10 protein-coding genes are annotated in these 13,251 nt (G+C 59.1%); 2 read left to right on the forward strand and 8 right to left on the reverse strand.

Annotated features, from left to right (window positions below):
- Window positions 1-529: 529 nt before the first annotated feature.
- On the reverse strand, window positions 530-2,716 hold the full coding sequence (locus tag ACTQVX_RS08655; RefSeq protein WP_441560901.1) for a hypothetical protein: 2,187 nt from the start codon (window positions 2,714-2,716) through the stop codon (window positions 530-532).
- Between the two features lie 183 nt (window positions 2,717-2,899).
- Complete coding sequence (locus ACTQVX_RS08660; RefSeq protein ID WP_441560903.1) at window positions 2,900-4,789, reverse strand: carbon starvation CstA family protein; 1,890 nt, start codon at window positions 4,787-4,789, stop codon at window positions 2,900-2,902.
- A 594-nt stretch (window positions 4,790-5,383) separates the two neighbouring features.
- Here ACTQVX_RS08660 and ACTQVX_RS08665 point away from each other — a divergent pair.
- A complete protein-coding gene (locus ACTQVX_RS08665) occupies window positions 5,384-5,659 on the forward strand; it encodes a type II toxin-antitoxin system prevent-host-death family antitoxin (RefSeq protein WP_370450553.1) in 276 nt (91 codons plus the stop codon).
- Entirely contained in the window at window positions 5,643-5,957 is a 315-nt protein-coding gene (locus ACTQVX_RS08670) for a type II toxin-antitoxin system RelE/ParE family toxin (RefSeq protein ID WP_441064486.1), read from the forward strand. Before ACTQVX_RS08665 ends, ACTQVX_RS08670 begins: the two co-directional genes overlap by 17 nt.
- Before the next feature lie 249 nt (window positions 5,958-6,206).
- On the opposite strand, the gene tsaD is transcribed toward ACTQVX_RS08670, so the two are convergent.
- From tsaD to acpS, 6 genes are read right to left on the reverse strand one after another with little or no spacing between them, the layout of a single operon-like run.
- Window positions 6,207-8,591: a tRNA (adenosine(37)-N6)-threonylcarbamoyltransferase complex transferase subunit TsaD gene (gene tsaD, locus ACTQVX_RS08675; RefSeq protein ID WP_441540156.1), complete on the reverse strand. Its 2,385-nt coding sequence runs from the start codon at window positions 8,589-8,591 to the stop codon at window positions 6,207-6,209.
- The gene (gene tsaE, locus ACTQVX_RS08680) at window positions 8,578-9,084 is read right to left on the reverse strand and encodes a tRNA (adenosine(37)-N6)-threonylcarbamoyltransferase complex ATPase subunit type 1 TsaE (RefSeq protein WP_427719841.1); all 507 of its coding nucleotides are present in this window, start codon (window positions 9,082-9,084) and stop codon (window positions 8,578-8,580) included. The genes tsaD and tsaE overlap by 14 nt, the downstream gene beginning before the upstream one ends.
- Before the next feature lie 12 nt (window positions 9,085-9,096).
- Window positions 9,097-9,717 (reverse strand): uracil-DNA glycosylase, encoded by a 621-nt coding sequence (locus tag ACTQVX_RS08685; protein ID WP_154515160.1) that lies wholly within the window; start codon window positions 9,715-9,717, stop codon window positions 9,097-9,099.
- A gap of 8 nt (window positions 9,718-9,725) precedes the next feature.
- Window positions 9,726-10,871: an alanine racemase gene (gene alr, locus ACTQVX_RS08690; protein WP_441560905.1), complete on the reverse strand. Its 1,146-nt coding sequence runs from the start codon at window positions 10,869-10,871 to the stop codon at window positions 9,726-9,728.
- Window positions 10,872-10,873: 2 nt separating this feature from the next.
- Entirely contained in the window at window positions 10,874-12,490 is a 1,617-nt protein-coding gene (locus ACTQVX_RS08695) for an NAD(P)H-hydrate dehydratase (RefSeq protein WP_427728959.1), read from the reverse strand.
- Entirely contained in the window at window positions 12,491-13,030 is a 540-nt protein-coding gene (gene acpS, locus ACTQVX_RS08700) for a holo-ACP synthase (protein ID WP_441055366.1), read from the reverse strand.
- Window positions 13,031-13,251 lie beyond the last annotated feature (221 nt).

A 13,251-nucleotide genomic window follows, 5' to 3' on the forward strand; every position in this document is an offset into this window, starting at 1 on the left:
CCGTCCCAGCCAAGGTAACTGAGCGCCCCGGGCTTTCATCAGCCCGGGGCGCTTTCTTGTGGGCATGCGGAGGGATCCGAACCCGCAAGGGTGCGGAGCTGAGGAAACGCGGAGCGTTTTCCAACGCAGCACGCAAGGAGCGGAGCGACGCAGCGGGGCGCGGCCGCCGGCAGGCGGACGCGGAATCCCTCCGTCCCATATCAACAACGGACTCTCCGTATCTCAACCGGCACTTGGGGACGTTCCCAAAGTGCCGGCACTAAAGGAACGTCCCCAAGTGCCGGCTCATCCACCCTCAAAAGACAGACACCCCAAGCCCGAAAGGACCAAGAGCGCCTTACATCAAGAAATATCAGCCCCGTTCCGAAAAGCGAGCCGTCATCTACAAAATGGCGCGTGGCCCCGGCGGGCCGGGCATTAAGTTTGTCGCGAGTTCCGCACGCAAAGAAGGCCACTTAATGTGGCCTTCGTCTTGCGCAGGACTGTAGAGCAGCAAACTTAATGCCCGGCCCGCCGGGGCCACGCGTCCCTAATTGTTCAGCATGCGGTCGAAGCTTCCCGAGTCGCCATCCCGATAGTCGGCGGTCATCAGAATCTCCTGAGGAATGCGACCTCCCTCGCGCAGCACATTGCGGAACTGTACGCGCGTGACCATAGGCAGATCCTTGATCGTCGCCGCCAAATTCTGCGGCACACCCTGATTGGCAGCCGCAGGCTCGCACTCGCCGCCAGCTTTCACGCGACGCTTGTGCTCGGCGAGCATGGCACGATACATGCCGGCATGCAAGCGAATCTCAACCACATTGGCATTGCGGGCCTGCTCGACGATGCGCGCACCCTCTCGGTCGATATCGCCCACGTAGTAGACATAGTTAAAGCGATAGCCGATCTCGGCCAGATAATCATCCAGTGCGTGCGAGACGCTCGCCTTGCAGCCACCGCCAAAGATCACGCCACCCACCTTGGTGCCAAAAAGCTTAGCGTGCTTGCGGCCGCGCAAGAGCTTGACGATCTCGTCATAGGTGTCTAGGTTCTCGACCATAATGAACGGCTTGTCGGCACCCAGCGTAAAGAAGCCCGTAAAGTGCACGGGGCGGTTGGGGGCGACCTTAATCGCCTGCATGCTGATGCCCTTTTCGGTCATACGCCGAATCAAGCGCTCGCCGTGCTTGCCGTCAAAGGCCTTCTCATCGTTAAAAATCTGGTAGGCGCGCTGGCGACGCGAGGCAACCGGCGTATCGGCACCGCGGTTCTGCTCAATCCATGCCTGGATAATCGCAATCTCCTCCGCGATTTTGCGATTGGACATTTCGTTGTGCTGAGCGCGCTGCGGCGTCTTTTTACCGTCCTTGCCTTCAACCCTTACAATCTGGGTCTGCTGCTCCTTAATCTTGGAGAGCGCCGTAGGCGTGGGGACAACCTTGAGCAGCTGCCTGCCCAGCACGTGGGCCAGGGCAAATGCCGAAACCTCGCCGTGGACAGTCGGCTCAGACCGCTGGGCAGCATTATCGGCCGCGGCAGGCTCAGCCTGTGCACGGGGCTTACGCTTGGAATCTGCCCGGGTGTTGCGTTCCTGCTTGGGCGCGGACGAGTGCTTTTGCGGACGATCAGACTTAGTCTCCTTCGCCGGCTGGCGCTTGACCTGATCCTCCGGAGTCTCGACCTTCTCATCTCTGATTTGTGTCGTTGCCTTCTCGGCCGCGGCCTCGGCATTTGAGCCACGACCGCCGCGGTGACGACGACGGGGCTTGTTTGAGGCGCTCTCCCCCGCCTGCTTATCAGCGGACTGTTGAGCTTTGGCCTCGTTGTCAGTCGCAGGCTGCGACTCGGAAGGTTGCTGCTCGCGAGCCGCCGGCTCAACGGTTTTCTCGGTTTGTTCGACCTTCTCGGCCTGAGCGGTCGAAGCCGGATTGCCCTTCTCCTGACGCTTTACGGGGTACGCGCGACCTGCAAAGCCGCGACCGGGACGACACGAACTCGGAGCCCTCTTGGCAGACTCCTCAGCATCGTCTGTAACCTCGGAAGGCTCTTCAACCTCATGCGCGACATCCTGCTGCGCAGCCTTAAAGTGAGCACCACGACGACGCTTGGGCTCTTGGGCCTCCACGGGCTTTTGCTCCTTCGCAGGCTTCTGCGACTCGGCAGCAACCTCGGTCTCAACAGTCTCGGTATCGAGCTCGTCCTTTTGAGCCACGGCGCGACGGAAGCGCTCCTGCTGGGCACGGCGCTGCGCATCGCGCTTGCCGCCCCCGCCAAAACCGCCGCGGCCCGCCTTGGCCGTAAAGGCGCGAACGACGCTCTCGTCAAGCAGCTCATCGGTGTCGACGTTCTCGCGCGGAGCCGTTTCCACCGCAACAGGCGCCTCGACAACGTCCTCGACGGCCTCTTCGGCAGCCTCGGCAGGCTGCTCCTGAACATCGCGAATCTCGGCATTAATGGTATAGAACGCTGGGCGCCCGTTAACGCCGCTGCCCTCGATCTTGGTAACGATCTTTGCCGCGATAAGCTCATCGCGCATCGCCTTGGTGTCACATTCCTTATCGACGGAACGGAAAATCTGTGCCAGCGCACTCGACTTGATCTTGAGCGCCTTGCGGCAGAGCAGGTCGTAGGCAACCAGCTTGGCACGCTCGGCAGAAAGCGACGTCTGGCTGCTCAGACGCTCAGCCAGGGCATCGACGTTGTTTTGGTTATCGGAATATACCGTCTTGGCCACGGGGCCCCTTTCATATGCACACATATATGTCTATATGGTACAACGCACGCCCCTATCCACGCAAAACATCTGCGAGAACACCCGGGCACACTAGCTTTTGTATGGAAAAAAGGCCGAGCCCGCGCAGTTGCGGACCCGGCCTTTCCGAGTCATATAGATGTGACGTTCAATCCCTTAGGTCGATTAGGCCTTGGCGGCCTCGGCGCCTGCGGGAGCCTCGGCAGCAGCAGCGCGACCATACTCGGCCTTGCCCATCTCGGACCACTCGGGCTCCTCGTCGGGCATGGAACCGGCCTCCTTGCCGAAGAACTCCTTGAGGCAGTTGACGGCAACGATGAGGCCCAGGACCATCAGCAGGACGGCAAAGACGAGCTGCAGGCCCTTGGTGGCGGCGACGGAGACGGCGGCCGTGGTGGCGGTAGCCGGGATGGTACCGAAGAAGCCGTAGGCCTGGACGGCGGTCATGCAGCCCATAGCGCTCTGGACCAGCGAGGTGAAGGTGCAGCAGAGCAGGAAGGCGACGGGCACGTAGAGCATCCAGCCCTTGCGACCGGTGCACTTGCAGAACACGGCAAGGGTGATCATGGTCATACCGCCGAGCAGCTGGTTGGAAGCACCAAAGAGCGGCCAGATGTTGGCATAGCCGCCAAAGGCGAGGGCGAGGCCGGGGAGCAGGGTGACAACCGTGGCGAACCAGGGGTTGCCGAGGACCTTCATGTAGCCGGCCTTGGACTCGATGGCCAGGGCGTCGTTGGTCTGGGCAAAGAACTCGGAGAACGAGGTGCGGGCGATGCGGGCGACGGCGTCGAGCGAGGTCAGGGCCAGAGCGGAGACGTTCATGGTCATAAAGACGGTAGCAAGCGTGCCGTCAACGCCGAAGGCCTGCATACCGCGAGAAATGCCAGCAGCGAAGATCTGGAACGGGGTGGAAGCGACGCCGGCGTTGAGGGCGCCGGTACCGGCAGTGTTCATGTCGGAGAACATGATGCCGGCGACGATGATGGCGAGGATGCCGACGAAGGACTCGACGATCATGGCGCCAAAACCGACCTTGACGGCGTCCTGCTCCTTCTCGACCTGCTTGGAAGAGGTGCCCGAAGAAACGAGGCTGTGGAAACCGGAGAGAGCGCCGCAGGCAACGGAGACAAACAGGACCGGGAACATCATGCCCGAGGCATTGCTAAAGCCGGTGAAAACCGGAGCGGTGATGGTGGCCTGGCCGTTAACGCCCAGGACGACGATGCCGAGGACAGCGCAGACAATCATGACGATCATCATGATGGAAGTGAGGTAGTCGCGAGGGGTCTTGAGCATCTGGATGGGCATGGCACCGGCAAAGACCAGGTAGACCATGACGACGGCGAACCACTGGAACTTGTCCAGGTAAACCGGGAACTGCATACCGACGGCGAACATGAGGACCATGAGCACCACGCCGGTGACGAACTCGGCAGCGCCGGTGAGGTTGAACTTCTTCTGAGCCCAACCAAAGGCCATGGCGACGAAGGTGAACAGGATGGAGATGGTGCCAGCGCAGCCAGCGGCATAGGACTTGGTGAAGTCGATGGCACCGGTGGCAGCGCCAGAGGCGTCAACGACCGGGGTGAACATGAACGTCTTGCAGACCATGTCGGTAAAAGCGGCGATGACGATGATGCAGAACAGCCAGCAGAACAGCAGGAACAGGCGACGGCCGGTCTTGCCGATGTACTTCTCGATGAGCTGAGCCAAGGACTTGCCGTTGTTCTTCATCGAAGCGTACAGGGCGCCAAAGTCGTGAACGGCGCCAAAGAAGATGCCGCCGACGAGGACCCAGAGCACGACGGGCAGCCAGCCGAAGGCCATGGCGACGATCGTACCCGTAACAGGGCCAGCACCGCAGATCGAGCTGAACTGATGCGAGAACGCGGTGAAGGCGGAGACGGGCGAGAAGCTCTTGCCGTCCTTCATGCGCTTGGCAGGTGTGAGGGCCTCTTTATCAACGCCCCACTTGTTAGCCAGCCAGCGGCCGTAGCCCAGATAGCCGCAGGCGAGCACCGCTGTGGCCACAACCATGAGCAAAACTCCGTTCATTACATTTCCTCCTCTAAAAAGAACTTCCTAGACATAAAAAATGAGGGCCGTCGGTTGCGCTCGACGGCCCTCATCTTCATCAGCCGCCCGTTATCGTACGGGCTAGCTGTATGTGCTAACCCGCATCAGATAATTACTACGCTGATAATGTTTAGCTGATGCGTGAACATGTCTAAGAAATCCTCTTCAATCATGATGCGAACGATCCGTGCGTGTTCACATCCCCCAGTGGATGGAAAGGAGTATGAAACTTTAGTTGCCTAAAGTCAACGCAAATATGTAATGGATTTTCAACTTTATTTGAATTTCTCGGTATAAAACGTCACTGACCTCGGACTTTACCGAACGACAGTTTTTGCTTGAGAGATGCTCCTCGGGGGCGGGGCGGGCGCCTGCCGCCATATATGAACTTTCCTGCTCGGACAGTCCTGCTCACGACGGAGGCCACATTAAGTGGCCTCCTGTTCGTGCGGAACTCGCGATAAAGTTCATATATGGCGGCAGGCGCCCGCCCCGCCCCCGAGGAGTTCCCATCCCAAATCTCAACTCTGTTATCATAATTACGATAATATTCTGATAGCTCAGGAGGTAGCTGTGAATATTAGGCCAGTCTCAGATCTTAGAAATCACTACCCGGATGTTGAACGCGAAGTCGAACAGGAGGGTCCGGTTTTTCTAACTAAAAACGGGCGGGGCTCTATGGTCGTCATGAGCTTTGAGCAGTACAAGTCACTGTGCAATACAATCGAGAGCGCACTTGATGCCGCTGATCGTCAGGCTGCCAGCATGCAACTTCGCTATACACACGACGATGTCTTTGGCTCTGTCAGAAAAATGCTCGACGGCGGTCTCGATGAACAGGCACTATAAGCTCCGCTATCTTCCCCTATTTTGGGAGGACCTCAGCCAAGCAGCGTCATATATCGCCTTTGATCTCAATAACCCCGCTGCAGCAAATAGGCTTGTCGACAATGTTGAAGCAGGCATACTCGAGCATCTCAAGAATCCAACCATGTCACCAACATACCCTTCGACAAGAAGACGGTCGCACCCGTATTACCGTTTCTACGTTGGCAACTACATGGTTTTTTATGTCGTCATCGACGACGTCATGGAAGTCCGCCGACTGCTATATAAAAGCCGAGATATTGAGTCGATTATCAGGTAGGTTTCTCTCAGCTAAAGCACGCCGTAAATTCGACGCAGGCTGGCTAACCTTGCCGGACGTTGTCGACGCCGAACCAGCTCAGTAGCTGCATCGATACAGAAAGGTTCCCGACCGGAGGGGCCGGATATAAGGTTTATCGCGAGTTCCGCACGCAAAGAAGGCCACTTAATGTGGCCTTCGTCTTGCGCAGGACTGTAGAGCAGGAAACCTTATATCCGGCCCCTCCGGTCGGGAACCGCGCCCATACGACTACAGCGTCATGTTTGGATCGGCGTCGACGTCGAACGGCGAGATTTCACCTCGGTCGAATTTGCGGCGAGCGACCTCCGCAATCATGGCGGCGTTGTCAGTACAGGCCGAGAGAGGCGGCACCGTTACGCGAATCCCCTGACGCCCGAGTTTCTTAATCATCATCTCGCGCAGATGCGGGTTGGCCGAGACGCCGCCGCCGATGCAATACTCCTTGCACCCGGTGGCGTGCAGGGCGTTCTTGGCCTTCTTGTACTGCACGTCAAAGATCGCCGCCTCAAACGAGGCCGCAAGGTCGGGCAGGTGAATCGTGCGCCCAGCCTTGGTCTCCTGCTCAATATAGAGCGTCACCGCCGTCTTGAGGCCCGAAAGCGAGAATCGATAGTCTCCCCTGCTGTTAAGCGCACGGGGAAAATCGATCGCGCGGGGATTGCCCGTCTCGGCGAGCTTGGAGATGATGGGGCCACCGGGATAGCCCAGGCCCAGCGCCTTGGCAACCTTGTCGAAGGCTTCGCCCACGGCGTCGTCCAGCGTCTCGCCAAGCACCTCGTAGTCGCCCCATGCCTTTACGTGCACGAGCATGGTGTGCCCACCCGAGACAAGCGTAAAGATAAACGGTGGCTTAAGGTCGGGCTGCGCCAGCAGGTTGGCGAACAGGTGACCCTCCAGATGATTGACGCACACGAGCGGTTTACCGGCAGCATACGCAAAGCCCTTGGCAAAGGCGACGCCCACCACCAGGGCACCCACCAGGCCTGGGCCTTGCGTCACACCCACGGCGGCAAGCTCACTTGGCGCAATCGCTCCACCCTCAAGGCCAAGCGATACCGCGGCATCTTCAAGCGCCGCATCTACGACACTCACAATCACCTCGACATGCTTGCGCGAGGCGATCTCGGGCACCACGCCGCCAAAGCGAGCATGAAAATCAATCTGCGTCGACACCTGGTTGGCCAGCATATTGCCGTCCGCATCGATAATCGCAACAGCCGTCTCGTCGCAAGAGCTCTCGATGGCAAGAACTAGGCGACGGCGCTCGATTTCGGCACGCTCCTCGGCGGTGCGCTCGGGCTCAGGCAGCGGCCAGACGCGCTGCTCGGCAGCCGTTGGCTCGGGCGAGGCATTGTCGAGAGGAAGCACCAGGGGCAGCGACGCCGTCATGACGATGGCATCCTTGCCGACGCCGTAGTAGCCACGGCGACGACCCGCCTCGGTAAAGCCCAAGGCGCTATAGAGCGCAATCGCACCCTCGTTGCCGTCCTCAACCTCAAGCGAAGCAGTGGTGCAGCCGAGCATCTGAGCGTCATAGCTCACGTGCGACAGCAGCTTGCGGGCAATGCCCTCGCGACGATGAGCAGGATCAACCGCGACGTCCATAATCTGAACGTCACCGTCGACGACCATGCCGCCGGCAAGTCCCAGCAGCTGACCGTCGTCGTGCGCCACCCACCAGCTACGCGGCGCGGCAACGCCCTCGCCCAGCTCGGACAGGAACATGCCCGGCGTCCACGCCTCGTGTCCGGCGCCTTCAAAGCAGGCGGCCTCCAATGCGCTCGCGCCCTCGGCATCCGCCGCGCCCATGGGACGGAACTGCAGATGGCGGCCGGCGAGCTCGTCGGCAACACCCGTAATCTCGCTCTGGGCGCTCTCGGCAAGCCCAAGGCGCTTGCGCTCATTTTCCTCGGCATCCGAAAGACGCGTGTAGATCGGCAAAACGCGAGCCGGATTACCGTCGCCCGCGGCGTGCGCCATCAGAAGGCCCTCGCCCGAGGGCCACCACAGGTCTCGTTCCACGCAGCGCGCAGTCTCGTCCTCACTCAGCAGCTTGCCATAACGTACGAGACCGTCACCAGTCAGCTTAACCTGGCCCCAGTCCGCGGCCTGGCGCCACTCATCAAGCGCCACGGCGGCTTTGACCACGTGTTCGCGCTCAAACAGACGCTCGGGGCCTTCGTCCCCCAGCACGTACAGAGCCGGATACACCTCGCCACGCATGGCGTCGGCAAGAACACCAAGCTTGCCGCGCACGCCAGCCTTCCACGCCGTCCAGGCGCAAGCGTCAAGTGTCGACACGCCCAGCAACGGCACGTTGGCACCGCGCGCCAGACCCTTGGCGGTCGAGATGCCAATGCGAACGCCCGTAAACGAACCCGGGCCGCGTCCAACCACATAACAGCCGACATCGCCGCGATTCAGCCCGGCCTGTGCCAACACGCCATCGACGGTATTCACAAGTTCCACGTTGGCATGGCGACGACACAGATGGTCCCCGCTCACCAGCTTCGCCTCGCCCGTCTGCTCATCAATCCAGCTTGCCGCGCAGGCAAGCATGTCGGTCGAAGTATCGAGCGCCACTACCAGCGCGTTGTCGTTATGCAAGCTCATCTTGTACAGCCTTATCAATCAAATCGAAAAGCTCCGTCGCGCGCTCGCCGTGCGCCTCGAGCGCGATCGTTCGCACGTCGCTATCGTCCTCATCGCGCCTAAGCGTCACCGAGAGATACTCATCCGTCAGCTCGTCCTGAAACTGCTCGCCCCATTCCAACAGGCAAGCGCCCTCATAGCCGAGCACGTCAAAAATGCCCGTATCCTCGAGCTCGTAGGCATGCTCCAAGCGGTACAGATCAAAATGGAACAGCGGAATACGCCCCTGGTCGTGAACGGCCATGAGCGCGAACGTAGGACTCGTGACCATATGCCCGTCGCCCAAGCCGCGCGAAACGCCCTTGGTAAAGTGGGTCTTTCCCACGCCCAAGCCGCCGGTCAGTATCAGCACATCGCCATTTTCTAGACACGGTGCGACCAACTCGCCAAAATGCTCCGTATCGGCAGTACGAGCCGTTTTGTAGGTACCTAGCCCCAGGCGCTCCAGGGACATATACGCTCCTTATTATTCCGAGGCGCCCTCTGGCGCGGGATGTCGCACCAGATAGTCGCCCAGCATCTTAAAGTCTTCCTCCAGCAACTCCTGCCACGCCGGATTGCGCAGCGCCGCCGCGGGATGAAACGTCGGCATCACCACAAAGTGCCCCATCTGATGGAACCTGCCGCGCAGCTTGGTAATGCCAATCTCGGTCTTGAGCACAAAGTGCGTTGCGGGATTGCCGAGCGTCACGATGATATCGGGCCAGATGCTTCGAATCTGCTCGCGCAAAAACGGTGAGCAAGCAAGCACTTCCTCGGGACGCGGATTGCGGTTTCCCGGCGGGCGACATTTAAGCACATTGGCGATATAGACATCTTCACGCTTAAGACCCGCCAGGGACAGAATGCCGTTGAGGTCTTCACCCGCCGCCCCCACAAAGGGCTCGCCCTGTAAATCCTCGTTACGGCCCGGCGCTTCACCAATAAACATCACACGAGCGCGGGGGTTTCCCACCCCAAACACGATATTGTGGCGCGACTGGTAAAGCTGGCAAAGGCGGCAATCACCCAGGACGGCCTCGATCTCCTCGAGTGCAACTTCGCGCGGCGCCTGATGGCTATGGCCGGGGATGTGCATAACGCCCATAGCGGCTCCTACACGTAGACCTTGTCGAGACGCATGCCAAAGCCGCAGGCGACCTCGTAGTTAATCGTGCCGCGCAGGCGCGCCATCTCATCCATGGTAATCTCGGCATCGCCATCGCGACCGATAATTATCATCTCGTCGCCATGTTCGGCCTCGGGAATCTCGTGAGCCGGGTTGGACTGAATGGCAACCATAAACTGATCCATGCAGATATTTCCGACCTGACGCACGCGCTCACCGCGATACAGCACGTCCATACGATTGGAAAGCGTGCGCGAAAGGCCGTCGGCATATCCGATCGGCAGCGTGCAGATCTGAACGCGTGTGCGCGGTACGCGGTAGGTAAAACCGTAGCCTACGCCCTCGCCCATCGCAGGATGCGCCACGCGCGTCACGCGCGCATGAACGCTCATAACGGGATCAAGCTGCATCACGCGGCCGCTCAGCTCGCACGGCTGCATGCCATACAAGCCAACGCCAGCGCGAATCATATCAAAATGCATCGAGGGGTCGAGCATCGAGGACGGCGTGTTGGCACAGTGCACGATACCGCACTCAAAACCCGCATCCTTAATGGCCTGAACGGCCTCGGTAAAGCGCTGGCACTGCAGCTTGTAGTCCCAACCCGATGGTTCGTCGGCCGTGGCAAAGTGCGTAAATACGCCGTCGCACTGAATACCGCGATGGAAATTAATACCGCGGACAAAGTCGAGCACCTGCGTGTAGTGAACGCCGATGCGGTTCATACCTGTCTCGATGGCAAGATGATACTTGCCCACCTTGCCCGCCGCGACGGCACATTCACCATACGCAAGAGCAAAATCGGACGTATAGACCGAGGGCATGATATCGAACTCGAGCAATGAAGGAATAGCCTCGATGGGAGGCTCGCTTAGAATCAGGATGGGTCTGGTGATTCCGCCCTGGCGCAACTCAATACCCTCGCTGACCGTCGCCACGGCAAACATGTCGGCACCGGCCGAATACATGATCTTGGCGCACTCGACGGCTCCATGACCATAAGCATCGGCTTTAACCACGCAGCACAGGCGCTGACGCGGATCTAGCAAGTTCTTATAGGCCCTCGTATTGCGGCGGAGCGCCCCGCGGTCGATCTCGACCCAGGACCAACGCGTCAAATCGGCTTTATTCATGATTAGTCATCCGACCCTTCGTCCATGATTCCCAGATCATCGAGCGCATCCTTTGCCGCCAATTCCATGGCGGGACCGATCAAGTCGATAAGATCGGTCGCGATAACGCTCTTCTCGCCATACTCCGTCGCCGCAGCAAAGCCGGCATAGCTGTGGAGTGCGACGGCATACGAGTACAGCAGCTCCCAACGGTCCATCTCGTCACGCATGGTCGCAAGCGTTCCTGCAAGGATACCTGCGAGGACATCACCCGAGCCAGCGGTCGCCAACGACGCTGGGCCCGAAAGCGGCAGCAGCACGCGCTCGACGCCGCAAATGGCCGTCGTCGGGCCCTTAGCGATAACAACGAGATTATCGGAACCGGCAGCCCAGACAATCTTTTGAGCAGCGGCAATCGCAGTGCCAAGATCATTGACCTCGTCGCCGGCAACGAGACGCGAAAGCTCGCGATAATGCGGCGTCATAACGAGCGGCTGCTCGCGACGGTACATCTCAGGATTACTGTCGATGCCGTCGATTGCAATCTTGGCAAGGCAGTTGAGCGCATCTGCATCTAGGATAAGCGGCACATCGAGCTCAAGCAGACCCGAAACGACTTGCATCGATCCGGCAGACGTCGTCATGCCAGGCCCGCACACAACGCAGCTGTACTTCTTAGCAATCTCGCACACTGTCATACGCGCAGCGGCACCAAAAGATCCACGGGAATCAGACGGAATGGCGAAAACGGGAATCGACGGGAGCGCCATACGAATAAGGTTGGCGCACGCATCGGGCGTCGCAACGGCCACATAACCGGCACCAGCACGAGCGGCAGACTTTGCGGCCATGATGGCGGCACCAGGATATTGTGCCGACCCGGCAACGATGAGCGCAGAGCCGCGCGAATACTTATCGATATTCGTGGGCAGCGGGGCAAAGTAGTCCACCAGATCACCGGGCTCAACGATCTCGGCAGCATGATCGACATCATCGATAACTTCGTCGAGGCGGTCGTACAGACCGCCACACACCAGGTCGCCAGCATACTCCGGACCGTCAGCGCTGTAGAGGCCAATCTTAGGGGCAATCATCGTCACGGTACGCTCGGCACGGATGCAGTCATCATCCACAACGCCCGTCTCGGCATTCAGGCCCGAGGGAACATCGATAGAAACAACGTGATCGGCGCACTCGTTAACCGTAGGAATCCAAATAGAAAACGGCGCACGAAGGTTGCCGTGAAAACCGGTGCCAAAAATAGCATCGACCACGACATCCGCTTTGTTAATGAGAACCTCTAGCTCGTCTCGCGAAGGCCCAACGCACACATGAACGTCGCGACCGGCAGTGCGACGGGCAACGTGACGAGCAAGGGCAGCAGGAATCTCATCCGGCTCAACTGGAGAAACGATATCAACATCAACGCCCTTATGGGTCAGGATATCCGCAGCGACCCAACCATCACCGCCATTATTGCCAAAGCCGACCAGCACAAGAACGCGATCAGGGTTGAGCTTTAAAATCTCGTTGGCTGCAAATTCACCTGCCAACTCCATGAGCTCGGCCTTCGAGGTGCCCTCGCGCTCGATGATATCCTCGAGGCGAACGACTTCCTCGGTACTCAAAACCGGTTTCATCTATGCTCCTTGCGTATCTTGCGGATCATCGATCAAATGCTCCGACAAAGCAGATTGTTGCAGCTGTTCAAGCTCATCCAATACAGAACGAGCCTCTTTAAATGTCTGGGCAACGCGCTCCTTGGTGCTCATTTTTTCTTCCTTAGGCTTAGGTCGAGCATCCTCGGTGATCGCAATGGCATTAGCGACAGCCAAGTCACCCGTAAGGGTAATAGAAAGAGCAACCTCGACAACACCCAAATCCTGGGCGATTTCGAGAGCGCGACCAGAAAGCAGAGCCTTTGGCTTGCCGAGCCTATCGCGTGTTACGGAAACGTCCTTACGTCCAACGCCCTGACTAAACCCCGTTCCAAGTGCCTTAAGTACCGCTTCGCGAGAGGCAAAGCGGCTGGCATAATGAGCGGCAGGGCGAGACGACGCATCGCAATACGCACGCTCTTCATCGGTAAACACGCGCCGGGCAAACGACGGCGTCTTCTCAAGGATTGATTTCATTTGGGAAATCTCGACGATATCAACGCCGATACCAGCTTCAGCCATATTCACCTCCATGCTACACAGACTACGATATTGTAGCCCGTTCAAAGAAGATGCGACAAACGAGGGTTATAAAACACAGCTACTATGTGAGACAAATTGCCTGAGAAACGAAAAAGGGGGAGGCCGCGAGGCCTCCCCCTTCTCGATTCTCGATGACGGCTCGGTGCCGTCCACCGGTCAGCGGCGCCCTGGCCTCCCACGGGCTGGCCCCGCAGTACTCT

The sequence above is a fragment of the Collinsella sp. LCP19S3_A6 genome, from assembly GCF_052122015.1.
Taxonomy (GTDB): Bacteria; Actinomycetota; Coriobacteriia; order Coriobacteriales; family Coriobacteriaceae; genus Collinsella.